The sequence below is a fragment of the Streptomyces sp. NPDC003036 genome (assembly GCF_040611175.1).
Taxonomy (GTDB): domain Bacteria; phylum Actinomycetota; class Actinomycetes; order Streptomycetales; family Streptomycetaceae; genus Streptomyces.
This window is the reverse complement of sequence record NZ_JBEXNO010000021.1, coordinates 66,914-86,800: the sequence shown is the minus strand read 5'-3', so window position 1 is coordinate 86,800 and position 19,887 is coordinate 66,914. Positions and strand designations below refer to the sequence as shown.

General features: G+C 72.4%; 17 protein-coding genes. 7 read left to right on the top strand and 10 right to left on the bottom strand.

The window, feature by feature from the left end:
• Window positions 1-155: 155 nt before the first annotated feature.
• Window positions 156-1,172 carry an aspartate-semialdehyde dehydrogenase gene (locus ABZX67_RS17560; RefSeq protein ID WP_355360917.1) on the top strand — a complete coding sequence of 339 codons (1,017 nt, stop codon included), beginning with the start codon at window positions 156-158 and terminating at the stop codon, window positions 1,170-1,172.
• 122 nt (window positions 1,173-1,294) lie between these two features.
• Window positions 1,295-3,883, top strand: a complete 2,589-nt coding sequence (gene pepN / locus ABZX67_RS17555; protein WP_355360914.1) for an aminopeptidase N — start codon at window positions 1,295-1,297, stop codon at window positions 3,881-3,883.
• 144 nt (window positions 3,884-4,027) lie between these two features.
• Here pepN and alc read toward each other — a convergent pair whose 3' ends face one another.
• Window positions 4,028-5,179, bottom strand: a complete 1,152-nt coding sequence (gene alc / locus ABZX67_RS17550) for an allantoicase (protein ID WP_355360911.1) — start codon at window positions 5,177-5,179, stop codon at window positions 4,028-4,030.
• Between the two features lie 129 nt (window positions 5,180-5,308).
• Window positions 5,309-5,914 (bottom strand): NAD(P)H:quinone oxidoreductase, encoded by a 606-nt coding sequence (gene wrbA / locus ABZX67_RS17545; RefSeq protein ID WP_355360908.1) that lies wholly within the window; start codon window positions 5,912-5,914, stop codon window positions 5,309-5,311.
• Between the two features lie 160 nt (window positions 5,915-6,074).
• Between wrbA and ABZX67_RS17540 the strand changes: the two genes are divergently transcribed.
• A complete protein-coding gene (locus ABZX67_RS17540) occupies window positions 6,075-6,722 on the top strand; it encodes a helix-turn-helix domain-containing protein (protein WP_355360904.1) in 648 nt (215 codons plus the stop codon).
• A 38-nt stretch (window positions 6,723-6,760) separates the two neighbouring features.
• Here the strand turns inward: ABZX67_RS17540 and ABZX67_RS17535 are convergent, their stop codons facing one another.
• Entirely contained in the window at window positions 6,761-7,663 is a 903-nt protein-coding gene (locus ABZX67_RS17535; RefSeq protein ID WP_355360901.1) for a LysR family transcriptional regulator, read from the bottom strand.
• Window positions 7,664-7,874: 211 nt separating this feature from the next.
• On the opposite strand from ABZX67_RS17535, the gene ABZX67_RS17530 reads away from it, so the two are divergent.
• Window positions 7,875-8,417, top strand: a complete 543-nt coding sequence (locus tag ABZX67_RS17530; RefSeq protein ID WP_355360898.1) for a peptidase inhibitor family I36 protein — start codon at window positions 7,875-7,877, stop codon at window positions 8,415-8,417.
• A 188-nt stretch (window positions 8,418-8,605) separates the two neighbouring features.
• Here the strand turns inward: ABZX67_RS17530 and ABZX67_RS17525 are convergent, their stop codons facing one another.
• Both ABZX67_RS17525 and ABZX67_RS17520 read right to left on the bottom strand, forming a co-directional pair.
• The gene (locus ABZX67_RS17525) at window positions 8,606-9,526 is read right to left on the bottom strand and encodes a DMT family transporter (RefSeq protein WP_355361039.1); all 921 of its coding nucleotides are present in this window, start codon (window positions 9,524-9,526) and stop codon (window positions 8,606-8,608) included.
• Between the two features lie 37 nt (window positions 9,527-9,563).
• Window positions 9,564-10,508: an EamA family transporter gene (locus ABZX67_RS17520; protein WP_355360895.1), complete on the bottom strand. Its 945-nt coding sequence runs from the start codon at window positions 10,506-10,508 to the stop codon at window positions 9,564-9,566.
• A 104-nt stretch (window positions 10,509-10,612) separates the two neighbouring features.
• Between ABZX67_RS17520 and ABZX67_RS17515 the strand changes: the two genes are divergently transcribed.
• On the top strand, window positions 10,613-11,146 hold the full coding sequence (locus ABZX67_RS17515; protein WP_355360893.1) for a MarR family transcriptional regulator: 534 nt from the start codon (window positions 10,613-10,615) through the stop codon (window positions 11,144-11,146).
• Window positions 11,147-11,252: 106 nt separating this feature from the next.
• On the opposite strand, the gene ABZX67_RS17510 is transcribed toward ABZX67_RS17515, so the two are convergent.
• From ABZX67_RS17510 to ABZX67_RS17500, 3 genes are read right to left on the bottom strand one after another with little or no spacing between them, the layout of a single operon-like run.
• Entirely contained in the window at window positions 11,253-11,483 is a 231-nt protein-coding gene (locus ABZX67_RS17510; RefSeq protein ID WP_355360890.1) for a hypothetical protein, read from the bottom strand.
• A gap of 20 nt (window positions 11,484-11,503) precedes the next feature.
• Complete coding sequence (malQ, locus tag ABZX67_RS17505; RefSeq protein ID WP_355360887.1) at window positions 11,504-13,630, bottom strand: 4-alpha-glucanotransferase; 2,127 nt, start codon at window positions 13,628-13,630, stop codon at window positions 11,504-11,506.
• Window positions 13,631-13,924: a hypothetical protein gene (locus ABZX67_RS17500; RefSeq protein WP_355360884.1), complete on the bottom strand. Its 294-nt coding sequence runs from the start codon at window positions 13,922-13,924 to the stop codon at window positions 13,631-13,633.
• Between the two features lie 267 nt (window positions 13,925-14,191).
• Between ABZX67_RS17500 and ABZX67_RS17495 the strand changes: the two genes are divergently transcribed.
• Window positions 14,192-17,161, top strand: a complete 2,970-nt coding sequence (locus ABZX67_RS17495; protein ID WP_355360881.1) for a beta-N-acetylglucosaminidase domain-containing protein — start codon at window positions 14,192-14,194, stop codon at window positions 17,159-17,161.
• Between the two features lie 6 nt (window positions 17,162-17,167).
• Here ABZX67_RS17495 and ABZX67_RS17490 read toward each other — a convergent pair whose 3' ends face one another.
• On the bottom strand, window positions 17,168-17,734 hold the full coding sequence (locus ABZX67_RS17490) for an HNH endonuclease (RefSeq protein ID WP_355360878.1): 567 nt from the start codon (window positions 17,732-17,734) through the stop codon (window positions 17,168-17,170).
• Window positions 17,735-17,981: 247 nt separating this feature from the next.
• Here ABZX67_RS17490 and ABZX67_RS17485 point away from each other — a divergent pair, with 247 nt between their 5' ends.
• Window positions 17,982-19,100 carry a mechanosensitive ion channel family protein gene (locus ABZX67_RS17485; RefSeq protein WP_355360875.1) on the top strand — a complete coding sequence of 373 codons (1,119 nt, stop codon included), beginning with the start codon at window positions 17,982-17,984 and terminating at the stop codon, window positions 19,098-19,100.
• A gap of 307 nt (window positions 19,101-19,407) precedes the next feature.
• Here the strand turns inward: ABZX67_RS17485 and ABZX67_RS17480 are convergent, their stop codons facing one another.
• The gene (locus tag ABZX67_RS17480; protein ID WP_355360872.1) at window positions 19,408-19,836 is read right to left on the bottom strand and encodes a hypothetical protein; all 429 of its coding nucleotides are present in this window, start codon (window positions 19,834-19,836) and stop codon (window positions 19,408-19,410) included.
• Window positions 19,837-19,887 lie beyond the last annotated feature (51 nt).

Sequence of the window (19,887 nt, the reverse complement as noted above, 5' to 3'; positions counted from 1 at the left end):
CGGGCGTCCGGTTCGGGCGCCCGCCCTTCCTCGTCACCGGGCGTGCTGCTTCTCACGTCGCGGACAATGAATTGGACAAGCCCGGTCAGGTGATACGCATCATGGGTGAGGCACCCAGGCCGCCAGGGCCGACAAGCACGTACGGAGGAGTCCCCGTGAAGGTAGGAATCGTCGGAGCGACCGGTCAGGTCGGCACGGTCATGCGCAAGATCCTTGCCGAGCGGAAGTTCCCCGTCGACGAGCTGCGGCTGTTCGCCTCCGCCCGTTCCGCGGGCACCGTGCTGGACGGCGTGACCGTCGAGGACGCCTCCACCGCCGACTACACCGGCCTGGACATCGTGCTCTTCTCCGCCGGTGGCGCCACCTCCAAGGCGCTGGCCGAGAAGGTCGCCTCGCAGGGTGCCGTGGTGATCGACAACTCCTCCGCCTGGCGCCGGGACCCCGAGGTGCCGCTGGTCGTGTCCGAGGTGAACCCGCACGCGATCAAGGACCGCCCCAAGGGGATCATCGCCAACCCGAACTGCACCACCATGGCCGCCATGCCGGTGCTGAAGCCGCTGCACCAGGAGGCGGGCCTGACCGCCCTGGTGGCCACCACCTACCAGGCCGTCTCCGGCTCGGGCCTGGCGGGCGTCGCCGAGCTGGACGGCCAGGTCAAGGCCGTCGCCGAGCGCGCCACCGAGCTCACCCACGACGGCGAGGCCGTCGACTACCCCGAGCCCGGCGTCTACAAGCGCCCCATCGCCTTCAACGTGCTGCCGCTGGCCGGCTCCATCGTCGACGACGGTTCCTTCGAGACGGACGAGGAGCAGAAGCTCCGCAACGAGTCCCGCAAGATCCTGGAGATCCCGGAGCTGAAGGTCTCCGGCACCTGCGTGCGCGTCCCCGTCTTCTCGGGCCACTCCCTCCAGATCAACGCCCGCTTCGAGCGTCCGATCAGCGTGGAGCGCGCCTACGAGCTGCTCAAGGACGCCGAGGGCGTCGAGCTCTCCGAGATCCCGACCCCGCTCCAGGCCGCCGGCAAGGACGCGTCGTACGTCGGCCGCATCCGCGTGGACGAGACCGTCGAGCACGGCCTCGCCCTCTTCCTCTCCAACGACAACCTGCGCAAGGGCGCGGCGCTGAACGCCGTGCAGATCGCCGAGCTGGTCGCCGCAGAGCTGAACGGCTGACCACGCTGAGTACCTGACCTCCTGGTTGGTACCGATGGGGCCGCCCCGCCGTAACGGTGGGGCGGCCCCTTGGCGTCCGTGGAAGGATGGCCGGAAACGTCACACAACGAGGAGATGACCGGGTGCCTGGCACGAACCTGACCCGTGAAGAGGCGCAGCAGCGGGCGCGGCTGCTCACCGTGGACTCGTACGAGATCGACCTGGATCTCAGCGGCGCGCAGGAGGACGGCACCTACCGGTCCGTGACCACTGTGCGCTTCGACTCCGCCGAGGAGGGCGCGGAGACGTTCATCGACCTGGTGGCCCCCGCCGTCCACAAGGTCACCCTGAACGGCCACGCGCTGGACGTCGCGGCCGTCTTCCGGGACTCGCGGATCAAGCTCAAGCACCTGAAGCAGGGGCGCAACGAGCTGACGGTCGTCGCGGACTGCGCGTACACGAACACCGGAGAGGGCCTGCACAAGTTCGTCGACCCGGTCGACGACCAGGCGTACCTCTACACGCAGTTCGAGGTGCCGGACGCGCGGCGGGTGTTCGCCAGCTTCGAGCAGCCGGACCTGAAGGCGACCTTCCAGTTCACCGTGAAGGCGCCGTCCGGCTGGACCGTCATCTCGAACTCCCCGACGCCGGAGCCCAAGGGCCCCGATGGGAACGTATGGCACTTCGAGCCGACGCCGCGCATCTCGACGTACATCACGGCCCTGATCGTCGGCCCGTACCACGCGGTGCACAGCACGTACGAGGGCCCGGACGGGCAGGTCGTGCCGCTGGGTATCTACTGCCGTCCGTCGCTCGCCGAGTTCCTCGACGCGGACGCGATCTTCGAGGTGACGCGGCAGGGCTTCGACTGGTTCCAGGAGAAGTTCGACTACGCGTACCCCTTCGCCAAGTACGACCAGCTGTTCGTGCCGGAGTTCAACGCGGGCGCGATGGAGAACGCGGGCGCGGTGACCATCCGCGACCAGTACGTCTTCCGGTCGAAGGTGACGGACGCGGCGTACGAGGTGCGCGCCGAGACCATCCTGCACGAGCTGGCCCACATGTGGTTCGGCGACCTCGTGACGATGGAGTGGTGGAACGACCTGTGGCTGAACGAGTCGTTCGCCACGTACACCTCGATCGCCTGCCAGGCGGCGGCGCCGGGCTCGCGCTGGCCGCACTCGTGGACGACGTTCGCGAACCAGATGAAGACCTGGGCGTACCGGCAGGACCAGCTCCCGTCCACGCACCCGATCATGGCCGAGATCCGCGACCTGGACGACGTCCTCGTCAACTTCGACGGCATCACCTACGCCAAGGGCGCCTCGGTGCTGAAGCAGCTGGTGGCGTACGTCGGCGAGGACGAGTTCTTCCGGGGCGTGCAGGCGTACTTCAAGCGCCACGCCTTCGGCAACACGCGCCTGTCGGACCTGCTGGGCGCGCTGGAGGAGACGTCCGGGCGCGACCTGAGGACGTGGTCGAAGGCGTGGCTGGAGACGGCCGGTATCAACGTGCTGCGCCCGGAGATCGAGGTCGACGCGGACGGTGTCATCGCCTCCTTCGCGGTGCGGCAGGAGGCCCCGGCGCTGCCGGCGGGCGCGAAGGGCGAGCCGGTCCTGCGGCCGCACCGGATCGCGATCGGCCTGTACGAGCTCGACGGGTCGGGGAAGCTGGTCCGTACGGAGCGGGTCGAGCTGGACGTCACGGCGACCGAGCGGACGGAGGTGCCGCAGCTGGCGGGCGTGCGCCGCCCGGCCGTGGTGCTGCTCAACGACGACGACCTGTCGTACGCCAAGGTGCGCCTCGACGAGGAGTCGCTGGCCACGGTCAAGCAGCACCTGGGCGACTTCACGGAGTCCCTGCCGCGCGCGCTGTGCTGGGCGTCGGCGTGGGACATGACGCGCGACGGGGAGCTGGCCACGCGCGACTACCTGGAGCTGGTGCTGTCGGGCATCGCCAAGGAGTCGGACATCGGTGTGGTGCAGTCGCTGCACCGCCAGGTGAAGCTGGCGCTCGACCTGTACGCGGCGCCGGAGTGGCGCGAGACGGGCCTCGCCCGGTGGACGGAGGCGGCGCTGACGCACCTGCGCACCGCCGAGCCGGGCAGCGACCACCAGCTGGCGTGGGCGCGCGCCTTCGCCGCGACCGCCCGTACGCCGCAGCAGCTGGACCTGCTGGCGGCGCTGCTGGAGGGCGGCGAGACGATCGAGGGGCTGGTCGTGGACACCGAGCTGCGCTGGGCGTTCGTGGAGCGGCTGGCGGCGACCGGCGTGTACGACGAGCCGGAGATCGCCGCCGAGCACGAGCGCGACAAGACGGCGGCGGGCGAGCGGCACGCGGCCACCGCGCGGGCGGCGCGCCCGACGGCGGAGGCCAAGGCCGAGGCGTGGGCGTCGGTCGTCGAGTCCGACAAGCTGCCGAACGCCGTGCAGGAGGCCGTGATCGGCGGCTTCGTCCAGACCGACCAGCGCGAGCTCCTGGCCCCGTACACGGAGAAGTTCTTCGCGGCGGTCAAGGACGTGTGGGCGTCCCGCTCCCACGAGATGGCCCAGCAGATCGCGGTCGGCCTCTACCCGGCGGTCCAGGTCGCCGAGGAGACCCTGGCGGCGACGGACGCCTGGCTCGCGAGCGCGGAGCCGAACGCGGCGCTGCGCCGCCTCGTCTCCGAGTCCCGGTCGGGCGTGGAGCGGGCGCTGAAGGCCCAGGCGGCGGACCGCGCGGCGGGTGCGTGAGCGCGTAAAAGAACGCGAAGAAGGGGCGCCCTCCCCCGGGGGGCGCCCCTTCGTCGTCGTGTCGCCGTGGTGGAAATCCGCCCGGCGGGCGGGCGTTCGTGCGCTACCGCACCGCCGGGCGGAAGCCGTCAGCCGGTCAACCCTTCAGCCGTTCAGCCGCGCGTACCGGGCGCGCAGCTCGGCCGCGCCCTGCTCCGTGAGGGCTCCGTGCAGGCGCATGCGGGCGATGCCGCCGTCGGGGAAGGCGTCGAGGCGTACGTGGGTGACGACGGCCTCGGCAGGCAGCTTGAAGCGGTGGAGCGTGTCCGGCTGGAGCCGGGTGCGCGGGATGATCTCGAACCACTCGCCGTCCTCGCCGTCGCGGCCCTGGAGGGAGATCCAGCCGGCGGAGTTGCCCTTGAGGTACGCGGTGTCGATCTCGACGGCCCGTACGGTGCCCTGCGCGGCGAGGCGGAAGCGCACCCAGTCGTTGGTGCCGCGGACACGGCGGCGGCGGTTCTCCCAGCCGTCGTCCATCTTGCGGGAGGTGCCCGGCAGGATGATCTGCGTCGGCGACGAGTAGAACGTGTCGGACGCGTCCTCGTACACGCCTCCGTTGAGTACGGAGATGAGGTCGAGGGTGCCGAGCAGGTCCAGCCACTCCGGGTCGGGGACGACCTCGCCGTGGACGCGGAGGCGGGCGACGCCGCCGTCGGGGTGCTGGCAGAGCCGCACGTGGGTGAAGCGGCGCTCGGCCTCGATCGCGAAGCCGTTGGCGGCGTGGCCGCGTACGGGGGTGGGCGGGAGGATCTCCTCCCACTTCACGTCGTCGGAGAGGAGCTGCTCGGGGCTCGGGGTGCCTTCGACGGCGGTGGCCTGGAGGGAGACGCGCTGCGGGTAGTTGCCGCGGAAGTGGGCGGTGTCGACGATGACACCGCGGATGATGCCGGGGGCGCCGAGGCGGACGATCGCCCAGTCGTGGTCCTCGGGGGCGGGGAAGGGGTGCTCGCCGTCGGTGCCGCGCCGACGGCGGGTCTCCCAGCCGTCCATGATCTTGCCCTTGTGCCCGAAGTGCTCCGGATCGAACACCGCGCGCTCGCGCACCAGCAGGTTCTCGCGCTCGGCGAAGAACTCGTCGTTGGCGGCGACGACTCCGGCGCCGAGGCGGCGGTCGGCCAGGTCGACGAGGTCGGTGAACGGGAAGTCACCGGCGCGGTAGTCGGCGTACGGGTCGCCACCGCCGTACGGCGCGGCGTCGTTGGCGTGCGGGTCCTGGTCCTGGTCCGGGGCGTCCTGGGTGCTCGGGTCGAAGGTCATGGACCTACTGTCGGACCTGCGGAACGGTCAGGTCCATCGAAAGTTCCTTCAATGGATCTTCAGCTCAGCTGAAGGGTCGGTGGAAGGTGGGCTGGACGGCGATCGGTCGGACGGTCGGACGGCGGTCGGTCAGACGGCGGTGCCGGCGAGGCGGGCGGTGATCGTGGCGAGGCGCCGGCCCTGGTAGCGGGCGGCAGTCAGCACGTCGTCGCCGGGGGCACCCGCGCCGGAGGCATGGGAGGTGCCGTAGGGGTTGCCGCCGGCGGCGTAGATCGCCGGGTCGGTGAAACCGGGCGAGACGATGAGCGAGCCCCAGTGGTGCATGGTGTTGTAGAGCGCGAGCAGCGTGGACTCGTTGCCGCCGTGCGCGTTGGCCGCGCTGACGAACCCGGTGGCGGGCTTGTCGGCGAAGGTGCCGCGCTGCCACAGGCCGCCGGTGGAGTCGAGGAACTGCTTCAGCTGGGCGGCGATGTTGCCGTAGCGGGTCGGCGTGCCGAAGGCGTACGCGTCGGCCCAGGCCAGGTCGTCCAGGGTGGCGACCTCCACGCCGCGGGTGGCCTCGACGTGCTCGCGCCAGGCGGGGTTGGAGTCGATGGCCGCGTCCGGGGCGAGCTCGGGGACGCGGCGCAGCCGGACCTCGGCGCCGGCCTTCTCGGCGCCCTCGGCGACCGCCTCGGCGAGGCGGTGGACGTTGCCGGTGGAGGAGTAGTAGACGACGGCGATCTTCGGAGCCATGGCGAACCCTTCAACACGAACGAGACGGACGACACGAACGGAGAAACCGGATGACTATCCGCTTCCTGTCGATCACGAGTTAAGCGGATAGGAATCCGCATGGCAAGAGCTTTGCGGAGCGAAACCGGATAGCTTTCCGGTACTCCGCTATGCTCGACCCATGAGCACGCCGCCGTCGTCGCGCCCGCCCCGCCGCATCGACCTGCCGCTGGTGGGAGGGCCCGCCGCCGCGCGCCCGGAGCGCGCGGACGCCGCGGACAACCGCCGCCGGATCCTGGAGGCCGCCGCCGCGATCGTCGCGGAGAAGGGCCCGGCCGCCCTGACCATGAACGCGGTCGCCCACGCGACCGGCATCGGCGTGGGCACGGTCTACCGCCGTTTCGGCGACGTCGCGCAACTGCTGTTCGCCCTGCTCGACGAGCGCGAGAAGCGCTTCCAGCAGGCCTTCATGTCCGGCCCGCCGCCGCTCGGCCCGGAGGCGCCGCCCCTCCAGCGCCTGCGCGCGTTCCTGCACGCGCTGGCCGACCGGGTCGCCGAGCAGCAGGAGATGATGCTGGCGGCGGAGGAGGCGGCGCCGCTGGCGCGCTACGACAGCGGCGCGTACGGGACGATGCACACGCATACGGCGATGCTCGTGGCCCGGATCCGCCCCGACGCGGATGCGGCGTTGCTGGCGCACATGCTGCTGGCGCCGTTCATGCCGAGCCTGATGCACCGGGTGACGCGCCTCGAGGGCCGTACGCTCGACGGCGTCAAGGCGGCGACGGACGAACTCCTGCTGGGGCTGGCGAGACCGTCGACGGCCTGACCGGGCGCGGGGGTCCCTGCGTGCCGCGCCGCAGGGCCCTACCGCAGTGACGCGACCTCGCGCAGCGCCGCCAGCACGCGGGCGACCGCCGGGGCCGACTCCGCACCCCGGCGAGCCGCCGCGATGACGTGGCGGCGGGGCTGATCGGCCTCCAGGACCCGCATCACCACGCCCGTCGCCCGCTCGGCCGCCGCCATGCGCGGCACCAGGGCGATGCCCATGCCCGCCTCCACCATCGCGAGGATGGCCGTCCAGCCCGCCGCCGAGTGGGCCTGCTCGGGGACGAACCCGGCCGCCTCGCACGCGGCCGTGGTGATCTCCGACCAGGGGCCGCTGCCGCCGAAGATCCACCGCTCCCCGGACAGGTCGGCCAGCCGCAGCCCCGGGGCCCCCGCCAGCGGGTGCGCCGCCGGCAGGGCGACGTCCAGCGGGTCGGCGAGCAGCGGCACCCGCGTGAACTTCGGGTCCCGGGCCGTCGGCGCGTGCGCCGCCAGCGACAGCGCCAGGTCCACCGCCCCCGCCGACAGCAGCTCGTACGCCTCGGCAGCCTCCGCCTCCCGCACCCGTACCTCCAGGCCCGGGTGGGCGGTGCGCAGCCGCAGCACCGCGGGGACCACGAGACCGGGCACGGCGGTGGAGAAGGCTCCGACGCGCACCTCGCCCGCCTCGCCCTGGAGGTATCCGGCCAGCTCCGCGTCGGCCCGCTCCAGCTGCGCGAACACCACCTCCGCGTGGCGCAGGACGAGGTGGGCGGCGTCGGTGAGCCGCACCCGCCGCCCGTGCGCCTCCAGCAGCCGCACGCCCAGCTGCCTGGAGAGGTTGGACAGCTGCTGCGAGACGGCCGAGGGGGTCATCAGCAACGCCTCCGCCGTCGCGGTCACGGTGCCGCGGTCCCGCAGCGTGCGCAGGATCTGGAGCTTCTTGATGTCCCACTCGGTCATGCCCCGCAACCTATCCGCCGCCGCCCCGCCGGATCCGTCGGCCCCGACACGCCCCCGACGCGTCCCGACTGGCCCTGCGCCAGGCTCCTTTGGCGTCTACCGGACATCCCCGCGGTAACCGGTTGCCCGGCGCTCGCACAGGCTTGGACACTCAGAGTCATGCCCGCCGCACCAGCGAAGGGCATTCGTCCCGAAACAGGGGGAACACCGCATGACACTGCGCAAGCTGACCGCGGCGCTGTTCGCGGTCATGGCACTCGTCGCCGCGATGGCGTTCGGCCTGACCAACCCGGCCGCCGCCGCGTCCGTCCCCGGGCACCACGACTTCGCCGCGCAGGCGGAGGCGGCGGGCCTGGACGACGACGAGGCCGAGGACCTTCAGGAGCAGGTCGACACCCACCTCGCCCGCCACGGCGGGACGCAGGTCGCCCTCAACCGGATCGCGATCGCCGACAAGGGCGAGATCGTGCTGCCGCTGCCGGGCGCACGGCAGGGCCGCGCCAGCTGCCCGGCCCAGAACTTCTGCATGTTCACCGGCACGAACTTCACCGGCGCGCAGTTCAACCTCTACCGGTGCGCCACGTACGCCCTCGACAACTGGACCGGTTACGGCTCCTGGATCAACAACCAGACGGCGGGGACCCGGGCCCGCTTCCTGGACAGCAACCGGAACACCATCTACACCACGCCGGGCGCGTACTCCGCCTCCTCCAGCTACAACTGGAACCCGGTCTGGTACGTCGTCAACTGCTGACACCCCGCTGACACCCGACGACCGACACCCCCTCGCCGGGGTGACGCACCTCCCCGCGTCACCCCGGCACCCTCCCCGCACCCCCGAGCACGTGAGGGCCTCGCCCGCCGACTGACCACCGGCGGCCGAGGCCCTCACTTCGCCCGTCCGTCACGCCTTCGCCTGGCCGTCACGCCTTCGCGTGTCCGTCACGCCTTGGCGCGGCCCGTCCCGAGGATCACGCCACCCAGGATCAGCGCCATGCAGACCCCCTGGAGCACGCCCAGCCGCTCGTCGATCAGCAGCCAGGACAGCAGGGCCACACACACCGGCTGGAGGTAGTAGACGACACCCGCCCGCGCCGCGCCGATCAGCGAGACCGCCTTGTTCCAGGCGAAGAAGGCGACCGCGGAGGAGAACACCCCGACGTACACCAGCGGCCCGACCGTGCCCGCCTCCACCGTGAAGCCGCCCTGCACCGCGACGCTGATCCCGTACGCCGGCAGCAGCATCACCGCGCCCAGCACGAACGTGGTGAGGAGGAAGACGGTCCCGCCGAGCTCCGCCGGCCGCCGCCTGAGCAGGGCGCTGTACGAGGCGAAGGAGACGGCCGCCGCCACCATCCACAGGTCTCCGGCGGCGAAGTCCGGCACGAGGGACCCGTTGCCCACCAGGAGCACCACTCCGGCGCAGGCGATCAGCAGACCGGCCAGCCGGCGCGGTCCCAGCCGCGCGCCGCCCAGCCGCTCGTACACCGCCATCAGGACGGGTGAGGCGGCCATCACCATGCCCATGGTGGAGGCGGAGGTGGTGAGGCCGGCCTGGTTGACGAGGGTGTTGTAGACGGTGACGCCGAGCAGCGAGGTGAGGGTGACGAAGCCGAAGTGCCGCCGGATGAGGTGCCGCTGACGCCAGGTCGCCCGGGCCGCGAAGGGCGCGACGGCGAGGATGGCGACGACCCAGCGCCAGAACGCGGCCTGGACGGGCGGGACGGAGTCGTGCAGGGCGCGGGAGGTGACGAAGCTGCCGGACCAGACGACCGTGGCGACGGCCGCGAGGAGGAGGCCGAGGCCGGAGGCCTGCTTCACTCTCCTCGCGGTCGTCGTCTCGCCGATACGGACGCGGTCCAGGACTGCCACGGTGATCCCCCTCTGGTGTGCGGTGGACCTACCGTCGCACCCCCGGACCGATCGCGTCCATCGAAAGTTTCTGAGCCTTCCTTTCAGCACAGCTGAACGTTCGCGGCGTGGCGGGGCGCGGCCTCGTCGCCCACTGCCCGGCGAGCGTCGCACCGAACGCGATCACCATGCCGATCAGCTGCACCGGCCCCAGCGCCTGCCCCAGCGCCACCCACCCGACGACGGCGGCGGTGAGCGGCGAGAGCGGCCCGAGGAGGGTGACGGCGGTGGCGGTCAGCCGCTCGATGCCGCGGAACCAGAGCCAGTACGCGACGGCGGTGTTGGCGAGGGCGAGGTACGCGTATCCGGCGAGGCCCCGCGCGTCCAGCACCGGCGGGGCGCCCTCCACCAGGAAGGCGACCGGCGCGATGAGCAGCCCGCCGGCGCTCAGCTGCCAGCCGGTCAGGGCCAGCGGCCCGACCCCCTCGGGCCGGCCCCACCGCTTGGTCAGCACCGTCCCCGCCGACATGGACACCGCCGAGGCCAGCCCGGCGAGCACCCCGACGAGATCGAAAGCGGCCCCCGCCTTCAGCACGACGAGACTCACCCCGAAGGCGGCGGCGACCGCGGCCAGCAGCGCCCGCAGGGTGGGCCGCTCCCCCAGCAGCAGCGCGGCGAGGCCGACGACGAATAGCGGGCCCACCGAACCGACGACGGCGGCGACGCCGCCGGGCAGGCGGTACGCGGCGAGGAAGAGCAGCGGGAAGAACGCCCCGATGTTCAGCGCCCCGAGCACCGCCGACTTCCACCACCAGGCGCCGCGCGGGAGCGTGCGGGTGAGCGCGAGCAGCGCGAGCCCGGCGGGCAGCGCCCGCATGAGCCCCGTGAACAGGGGCCGGTCCGGCGGCAGGAACTCCGTGGTGAGGGCGTAGGTGGACCCCCAGGAGACCGGGGCGAGGGCGGTGAGGGCTATGACTGCGGCCTTGCGGGACATCGGGATCCCTCTTCAACTAGCTTGTTGCTAAGTAGCTTAGCGCTAAGCAACTTACTTGGAATCATCTTTTGCGTCGCTTACCGCCGGGGAAGGAAACTGCGGCCATGACTCCGAGGACTCCGACGTCTCCGCAACCCGATCGCGAGCAGCAGGACGCCGTCGACGCGATCACCGCCCAGTGGGCGGTCGTACGGCCCGATCTCGACACCGTCCCGATGGCGGTCTTCGGGCGCGTCTACCGGCTGGCCCACTCCATAGGGGCACGCGTCGACAAGGCGTACGCGCCCTTCGGGGTCTCCCGCGGGGAGTTCGACGTCCTGGCGACGCTGCGCCGCTCGGGCGATCCGTACACGCTCTCGCCGCGCGAGCTGTCGGCGACGCTGATGCTCACGACCGGCGGCATGACGGGCCGCCTCGACAAGCTGGAGCGGGCCGGGCTGCTGACCCGCAACCCCGACCCCAACGACCGGCGCGGCCTGCGGGTGACACTCACCGAGCGGGGCCGCGAGCTGGTGGACGAGGCCGTGGCGGCCGGGCTCGCGGTCCAACGGGAGGCCCTGGAGGCGGCGCTGGACCCGGCGGAGGCCGAACAGCTGGCGGCCCTGCTGCGCAAGCTGCTCAGAGCGACGGGCGCGTGACCGTAGGAACGTGTGAGCGCCTGAGCGCGTGAGAACGCACGAAGGCGCCGCACGGCGGTCTCCCACCGTGCGGCGCCTTCGGAAAGCTCAAAAAGCCTCTGAGGCGTCAGACCTGCTTCTTGGACTTGTCGAGCACCATCACCAGGCCCGCGATCACCAGGAACAGCAGGATCGGGGCACCCACGAACAGACCGAGCGTGTCGATCAGGCTCAGGCCGGGACCCGGGTCGTCGCCGTCGTCTCGGGTGAGCGCGAGCGCGGGGGACGACATGAGCAGCATCATCAGCGTCGTACCGGTCGCGACGGCGCCGGCGCGCAGGGCGTTCTTCTTGTCCACGGTGCAAACGTAGCGAACGCCTAAAGGCTCCGCGCGCCCGGGGGTCCCATAGGAGGCTCCGCACCGGTCGCGAGCACCGCCATGAGGGCGTGCAACCGGGGCGAGGCGGCCAGCTCCTCCAGGGTGACGGGGCGGCCCTCCGCGTCCGCGACGGGCAGCCGCCAGTTCGGGTACTGGTCCCACGTCCCGGGCAGGTTCTGCGGGCGGCGGTCGCCCACGGCGTCCGGCAGCCACACCCCGGTCATCCGCGCGGGCGTGCGCCGCAGGAAGCGGTAGAAGGCGCGGATCTCGGCCTCCTCGTCCCGAGCTTCCTGCCCGGGCCGGGCCCCGGGCGCGGGCTCCAGCAGGCCCAGCTCGCGCAGGTACGCGAGCCACTCGGCGACCTCGGCCGCGTCCTCGGCGCGCTCCTCCTCCAGCGGCCGGGCCAGCAGCCCCAGCCGGTGGCGCAGCTCGACGTGCTCGCCGGTGAGCCGCGCCGCCGTGGACGGCAGGTCGTGCGTCGTCGCCGTGGCCACGCAGTCCGCGCGCCAGGCCTCGGGGGCCAGCGGCCGCCGGTCGCCCTCCCAGTCCCGTTCGAACCACAGCACCGACGTGCCGAGGACCCCGCGCCGCTGGAGGGCCTCCCGTACGCCGGGCTCGACCGTCCCGAGGTCCTCGCCGATCACGGCGGCGCCCGCGCGGTGGGCCTCCAGGGCGAGGACCGCCAGCATGGCCTCGGCGTCGTACCGGACGTACGTGCCCTCGGTGGGCTCGCGGCCCTCGGGCACCCACCAGAGCCGGAACAGCCCCATCACGTGGTCGATGCGCAGGGCGCCCGCGTGCCGCAGCAGCCCGCGCAGCAGGTCGCGGTAGGGGGCGTAGCCGGAGGCGGCGAGCGCGTCGGGGCGCCAGGGCGGCAGGCCCCAGTCCTGGCCGCGCGCGTTGAACGCGTCCGGCGGGGCGCCCACCGACATGCCCGCCGCGAAGGCGTCCTGCTGCGCCCAGGCGTCGGCGCCGTCCGGGTGCACGCCCACCGCGAGGTCGTGGACGATGCCGACGTCCATGCCCGCCTCCCGGGCGGCCCGCGCGGCGGCCGCGAGCTGCTCGTCGGTGAGCCAGGCGAGCCGGCAGTGGAAGTCGACCCGGTCGGCGAGCTCGGCCCGTACGCGCGCGGTGGCGTCGGAGCGGGGGTCGCGCAGGCCCTCGGGCCACTGGGCGCGGTCGGCGCCGTACCGCTCGGCGAGCGCGCACCAGGTGGCGTGGTCCTCCAGCGCACGCCCCTGCGCGGCGCGGAAGTCCCGCAGGGCGGCCTCGCGGCCGGGCCCGAGCGGCACGGCGTACAGCAGCTCCAGGGCGCGGCGCTTGAGCACCCACACCGCGTCCCGGTCGATCAGCTCGCCCTTGCGCAGCACCTTCTCGCGCAGCTCGGCCGCGCGCCCCACCAGGGCGTCCAGCTCGGCGCGCCGCTCGGGCGCCAGGTGGCCGCGCGCGTACGGGTACTCGGGGACGTCCTCGATCCGCAGGTGTACGGGGTCGGGGAAGCGCCGCGAGGACGGGCGGTACGGGGACGGGTCCGTGGGCGTGCCGGGCACGGCCGCGTGGAGCGGGTTGACCTGGACGAACCCGGCCCCCAGCTCCCGCCCCACCCACGCGGCCAGCTCCCTCAGGTCCCCGAGGTCGCCCATGCCCCAGGACCGGCTCGACAGCAGCGAGTAGAGCTGGACGAGCAGGCCGTACCCGCGCGCCGCGGGCGGCTGCGGCACACGCGCGGGGGCCACGACGAGGGTGCTCTGCGTGGTGCGCCCGTCGGCGGCCCGGGCCTCCAGGCGGTGCGCCCCGAGCGGCAGCTCGTCCCAGACCGCCGGGAGGTCGGCGCCGTCCTCGCCGAGGACCCGCAGCGCGGTGCCCGCCGGCAGCGTGGCGAGCGGGCGCGGCAGCCCGGCCCCGGCGTCCCGCCACAGGACCACCGTCGGCGGGAGCAGCCGCCGGGCAGCCGCCTCCTCGGTGGCGGCGAGGGACGCGCGGATCGCCTCGGGCGTGGCGGCGTCGACGTCGAGTGCGGCGAGCACGTCGACCACCGTCGTGTCGGGGACCGGGACGGTGACGCCCGGGGAGGGCGAGTAGGCGGTGGCGACACCGTGCAGCGCGGCGAGCCGGGCGAGGGTCATTCAGGCTCCTGGGGACTCCGGTCCGCCGGCCGTGCCGTGCGCGGTCGGCTCGCTGGTGAGGGGGGTGAAGTCGGTGAGGGCCGGTTCGCTGGTGAGCGGGGCGGCATCGGCGAGCGGCGGCTCGGAGGTGAGGGGTCCGGCGGGGGCCGGCGCGGGGCCCGGGATCCGGGCGAGGAGCTGCGCGGTGGTCTGGGCGCGGGTCATGGCGCGGGGCTGGGCGGTGGTCTGCGCGGGAACCGGTGCGGGGACCTGTTTGGAGAGGGCGGAGAGCAGGAGCTGGGCGGACGCGGCCACGGTGGCCTCCCTGGGCGTGGGGGAACAAGGGTCACAGCAGCCCTACCCAGCGGCCGCCGTCGCATCCGTAGAACGTGGCGTCGGTCACATCGAGTTCCCGCTTTCCGTGGGCACCTGTCGAACCGTTCCTGCTACCCCGGTAGGCAAATACGACACAACGGCCACGCACATTGACACTTTCGGCGAGGGGGTGGTGGGCTCGAAACCGTCCGGTTCAGCCACCGGCCAAGCTACTCGCGCAACAACGGAAAACGAGGGGAGACGCGCGTGCAGTTCGGGCGCATCGGGCACATCGGGCGCGGAAAGCGGACCGCCACCGCCGTCGCGGTCGCCGTGATCGGCGGTCTGCTGGGCGGCGCGCCGGGCGCGCTGGCCGCCCCCGGGAACCCCGGCTCGCCCTCCGCGACCGCCCCCGACCGGGACGGGCCCGGGCGGGCAGGCACCGAACTCCCCTCGGTTTGGCCGCGACCGCAGTCCCTGCGCCCCGCCGGCACCGCGATATCCCTCGGCGACACGGTGACCGTCGTCGCGGGCGCGGAGACCGATCCGTACGCCGTCGAGGCCCTGGAGGCCGTCCTGCGCGACGCGGGCGTACGGACGGTGCGGACGGTGCGTGCCGCGCACCCGGCGCCCGCAGACGGAGCGGTGGTGTTGATGGGCGGCACCGGCGCGCAGCAGGCCCTGCGCGCCCTGCGTGCGCCCGAACGCGCGGACCTGCCGTCCGGCGGCTACCGGATCGCGACCGGCCGGTACGGCGAGCGCCCCACCGTCGCCCTCGACGGAGCGGGGCGGGACGGCCTGTTCCACGCGGTGCAGACGCTGCGTCAGCTCATCGGGACCGACCGCACCGTGCCGGGCGTACTCGTACGCGACTGGCCCGGCACCGCCGTACGCGGCATGGCGGAGGGTTTCTACGGCCGCCCCTGGAGCCACCAACAGCGCCTCGCGCAGCTCGACTTCATGGGCCGTACGAAGCAGAACCGGTACCTCTACGCCCCGGGCGACGATCCGTACCGCCAGGCGCAGTGGCGCGACCCCTACCCGTCCGCCCAGCGCGCGGAGTTCCGGGAGCTGGCGGAGCGGGCCCGGCGCAACCACGTGACGCTGGCCTGGGCGGTGGCGCCCGCGCAGTCGATGTGCCTGGCGTCCGAGGGCGACGTCGGGGCGCTCAAGCGCAAGATCGACGCGATGTACGCGCTCGGGGTGCGGGCGTTCCAGCTGCAGTTCCAGGACGCCAGCTACGACGAGTGGCACTGCTCCAAGGACGCCGACACCTTCGGCTCCGGGCCCGAGTCGGCGGCCCGGGCGCACGCGCGCGTGGCGAGCGAGCTGTCGCGGCACCTGGCCGAGCGGTACCCGGACGCGGAGCCGCTGTCGCTGATGCCGACGGAGTACTACCAGGACGGCGCGACCGCGTACCGTACGGCGCTCGCCGAGGAGCTGGACCCGCGCGTGCAGGTGGCCTGGACGGGTGTCGGGGTGGTGCCCCGCACCATCACCGGGCGGGAACTGGCGGGCGCGCGGGAGGCGTTCAAGCAGCACCCGCTCGTCACCATGGACAACTATCCGGTCAACGACTACGCGCAGGACCGTATCTTCCTGGGCCCGTACACCGGCCGGGAGCCGGCCGTGGCGGCCGGTTCGGCGGTGCTGCTGGCCAACGCCATGGAGCAGGCCACCGCCTCCCGTATCCCCCTGTTCACCGCCGCCGACTTCGCCTGGAACCCGAAGGGCTACCGCGCGCAGGAGTCCTGGCGGGCCGCGATCGACGACCTGTCGGGCGGTGACGCGCGCACCCGCGAGGCGCTCGGCGCCCTGGCCGGCAACGACGCCTCCTCCATCCTCAGCGCCGACGAGTCCGCCTACCTGCGGCCGCTCCTCGCCGCCTTCTGGCGCTCGCGCGCCGCGACGGACCCGGCGGCCCGCGAGAAGGCGGCGAGGGAGCTGCGCGCCGCCTTCACGGTGATGCGCGAGGCGCCGCAGCGGCTGGCGGGCGCGGCGGAGGGCCGGCTCGACGACGAGGTCCGGCCGTGGCTGGAGCAGCTGGCGCGGTACGGGCGCGCGGGCGAGGCGGCCGTCGACATGCTCGAGGCCCAGGCGCGCGGCGACGGCGCGGCGGCCTGGCGCTCCTCGCTGGCGCTGGAGCCGCTCCGTACGGCCCTGAAGGGCAGCTCCGTCAAGGTCGGGCACGGGGTGCTGGACCCGTTCCTGGCGCGGGTCGTCAAGGACGCGGAGGCGTGGACGGGCGCGTCGCGCTCCTCCGGTTCCGTGACCCGGGAGGACGGCGCGTACACCGTACGCCTGGACCGCCCGCGTACCCTGGAGGCGGTCACGGTGATGGCCGCCCCCGGTCCGGTGGACGGCAGCGTCGAGGCGTACGTCCCCGGCGAGGGCTGGCGGCGGCTGGCCGCGCTGTCGCCGACGGGCTGGACGCAGGCACCGGTGAAGGGGCTGCGCGCGGACGCCCTCCGCGTCACCGGAACGGCGGGCACGGCGGACGTCCGGGCCCTGGTGCCGTGGTTCGCGGACGAGCCGGCGGCCCGGCTGGAGCTGAGGCGTACGGAGACGGACGCGGTGATCGGCGGCGCCCCGCAGCGTGTGGACGCGGTCCTGTCCGCGCGGCGCCCCGCCGAGGTGCGCGGCGCGCTGACCGCGAGCGCGCCGAAGGGCGTCCGGGTCACCGTCCCGAAGGAGGTCACCCTCCCGCGCGGGACGGCGGCCGTCGTCCCGGTCGAGATCACCGTTCCGGAGGGCACCCCTGCGGGCGAGTACCGGGTGCCCGTCTCCTTCGCGGGCCAGGAACGCGTCCTGACCGTACGTGCCTATCCGCCTACCGGCGGCCCGGACCTGGCCCGTACGGCGACGACGTCCTCCTCGGGCGACGAGACCCCGGACTTCCCGGCCTCGGCCGCGATCGACGGCGACCCGAAGACCCGCTGGTCCTCACCGGCCGAGGACGGCGCCTGGTGGCAGGCGGAGCTGTCCGGGCAGCCGGTGCGCCTGGGCCAGGTGGTGCTGCGCTGGCAGGACGCGTACGCGTCGAAGTACCGCGTCCAGGTGTCGGCGGACGGCCGTACGTGGCGTACGGCGGCCACCGTACGGGACGGGAAGGGGGGCCGCGAGGCGGTCCGGATGGACGCCCCGGGCACCCGCTTCATCCGCGTACAGGCCGACGCGCGTGCGACGCGGTTCGGGATCTCGCTCTTCGCGGTGGAGGCCTACGCGGTCGCCCCCTAGGGTGGGTCAGGACGCACGAAGGCCCGAATCATCAGGCACGAGTCGCGTGCCGTCGATCCGGGCCAGGGCGTCATCCGCGCCGAACGGCTGCAGGTACGGCAGCCAGCGCGGATCCCTATGGCCGGTCCCGATGATGCGCCAGGCCAGGCCGGAGGGCGGGGCGGGTTGCTGGTGGAGCCGCCAGCCCAGCTCGCGCAGGTGCCGGTCGGCCTTCACGTGGTTGCAGCGGCGGCAGGCCGCCACGACGTTCTCCCAGGCGTGCTTGCCGCCCCGGCTGCGCGGGATGACGTGATCGACGCTGGTTGCGACGCCACCGCAGTACATGCAACGCCCTCCGTCGCGGGCGAAGAGGGCTTTGCGGGTCAGAGGAACGGGCCCCCGGTAGGGGACCCGGACGAACCGCTTGAGGCGGACGACGCTGGGTGCCGCGATGGCACGGGTCGCGCTGTGCATGAAGGCGCCGGACTCCTCGAGGCATATGGCCTTGTTCTCGAGGACGAGGACGAGCGCGCGGCGGAGCGGTACGACGCCGAGGGGCTCGTACGACGCGTTGAGGACCAGGACATGCGGCACGGATGCCTCCTTGTACGCCGGCGGCGCGTGGCTCGCGCCGGGACGATCTGCTCTCAGTTTCTCCTCATGCCAGGTCGAAGCGCCACCACGTACGGACAACAGGCCCCGAGTGTTTTCGACCACACCCCGGCACACACCCCGACACAACCAGGTCATCCCCAGGTGAGACGTACCTCTCCCTCGAACATGGCAACGAACCCCCCTCTGTCCCCCGTTAGATTGTTTTGTCTGCTCTTCTCTTCATGCCATGGCCCATGCCTGGAGGTACCCCGCCGTGTTCCGGTCCGCCCTACTGGCTGCCGACCCCACACCCCAGCCGGTGTCCCTCGACGAGGCCGCGAGGCAGGCCAACGAGGCCGCCGGCTGGGTCGAGGAGAACTGGTCCACCTGGCTGAACACCGGGCTGCGCATCCTGCTGATCCTGGTGGTCGCCTTCGTCCTGCGGATGCTGGTCCGCCGCGCGCTGACGAAGCTGATCGAGCGCATGAACCGCAGCGCCCAGGCGGTCGAGGGCACGGCCCTCGGCGGCCTGCTGGTGAACGCCGAGCGCCGCCGCCAGCGCTCGGAGGCCATCGGGTCCGTCCTGCGCTCGGTGTCGTCCTTCGTGATCCTCGGCACCGCCGGCCTGATGATCCTCGGCGCCTTCAACATCGACCTGGCCCCGCTGCTGGCCTCCGCAGGTGTCGCGGGCGTGGCGATCGGCTTCGGCGCGCGGAACCTGGTGACGGACTTCCTCTCCGGCGTTTTCATGATCCTGGAGGACCAGTACGGCGTCGGCGACTCCATCGACGCGGGCGTCGCCTCCGGCGAGGTGGTCGAGGTGGGCCTGCGCGTGACGAAGCTGCGCGGCGACAACGGTGAGATCTGGTACGTCCGCAACGGCGAGATCAAGCGCATCGGCAACCTCAGCCAGGGCTGGGCCACGGCCAACATCGACGTCACGGTCCGCCCCTCCGAGGACCTGGACCGCGTCCGCGCGGTGATCGCCACCGCGGCCGAGGCCATGGCCAAGGAAGAGCCCTGGAACGAGCGCCTGTGGGGCCCGGTCGAGATCCTCGGCCTCAACGAGGTCCTGCTCGACTCCATGACGGTCCGCCTCTCCGCCAAGACGATGCCGGGCAAGTCCCTGGGCGTCGAACGCGAACTGCGCTGGCGCATCAAGCGCGCCTTCGACGCGGAGGGCATCCGCATCGTCGGCGGCCTCCCCCAGCAGGCCGACGACGAACCGAAGCCGGACCCGACGGCCGGGATGGCCGCCCCGTCGGCCTTCGCGTCCACCACGTCCCCGCAGTCGGCGGCGGCGACGCCTCTGACGCCGCCGGTCACCCCGGGGCCGGTCGCGCCGGGGCCGAACCTGACGAAGTAGGCCGACGGCCTCTCCGCCGAGGCGCGCTAAGCCGCCCGCTGAAGGGGCGCCCATCGAGTTGGTCCCAGATTCACCGGCGAGCTGTAGGGCCAGCCGTACGCGCAGAGATACGGCGTGACGTCTGGCTCCTTCACTCAACAGACCCACTAGGGATTAATCCTTGTCCGACAGAAGCCCCGGGTTCGGTGCGACTAAACCAACTACAGAGGTGCTCAGATGCCTTGTGCTCGGGGGAAAGTCGAAGTGCTCGCGTGAACCTGCGAGGCTCACCGCGTCACGCCAGAAGGCAAACCGACGGCTGCAACATTTACCAGTAGGTAAAAATTTCTAGGGCCTCTAGGTCGGGGTGGCTGAAATTCGCCTCCACAAGTTGTTCTTCGTCATGCGTCATGAACATCTCATACTTTCCCAGCGCATCGAGTGCCTGAAACACGAATCTAGCAAGCTCTTGACTGTCCGCCCAGTTATCGCAGTCGTCGACGTAATTGAGCTGAACATCACAAGGGTGATCAATAAAAATGGAAGCAATAAATTCTCCCGACCCCTCCACGTTGGCGACCACCGCAGAAGCGGCATCGCTTTGAATACGGAATACTCTACCGAACTTCCCCAATGACTCAGTGCAAGCGCCGAGAAGAATGTCGGCAATATCGCATGCCACTTCGCCGTCGAGAGGTAGAGACGAGGCACACCCAGGCCTAATGCCCACAAAAATATCAAAATCCCCGGTAGCCATTACGATCCCCATCGTAGCGGATTACATCTGGGCCGGTGTGGCGGCGAACAC

Bases quoted from the DNA above. Each gene is read 5' to 3' on its own strand.
- alc (WP_355360911.1), bottom strand. From the start codon at position 5,179: ATGACCTTCGACCCGAGCACCCAGGACGCCCCGGACCAGGACCAGGAC.
- ABZX67_RS17530 (WP_355360898.1), top strand. From the start codon at position 7,875: ATGACACTGCGCAAGCTGACCGCGGCGCTGTTCGCGGTCATGGCACTC.
- ABZX67_RS17485 (WP_355360875.1), top strand. From the start codon at position 17,982: ATGGCCCATGCCTGGAGGTACCCCGCCGTGTTCCGGTCCGCCCTACTG.
- ABZX67_RS17515 (WP_355360893.1), top strand. From the start codon at position 10,613: ATGACTCCGAGGACTCCGACGTCTCCGCAACCCGATCGCGAGCAGCAG.
- malQ (WP_355360887.1), bottom strand. From the start codon at position 13,630: ATGACCCTCGCCCGGCTCGCCGCGCTGCACGGTGTCGCCACCGCCTAC.
- ABZX67_RS17480 (WP_355360872.1), bottom strand. From the start codon at position 19,836: ATGGCTACCGGGGATTTTGATATTTTTGTGGGCATTAGGCCTGGGTGT.
- wrbA (WP_355360908.1), bottom strand. From the start codon at position 5,914: ATGGCTCCGAAGATCGCCGTCGTCTACTACTCCTCCACCGGCAACGTC.
- ABZX67_RS17520 (WP_355360895.1), bottom strand. From the start codon at position 10,508: ATGTCCCGCAAGGCCGCAGTCATAGCCCTCACCGCCCTCGCCCCGGTC.
- ABZX67_RS17540 (WP_355360904.1), top strand. From the start codon at position 6,075: ATGAGCACGCCGCCGTCGTCGCGCCCGCCCCGCCGCATCGACCTGCCG.
- ABZX67_RS17535 (WP_355360901.1), bottom strand. From the start codon at position 7,663: ATGACCGAGTGGGACATCAAGAAGCTCCAGATCCTGCGCACGCTGCGG.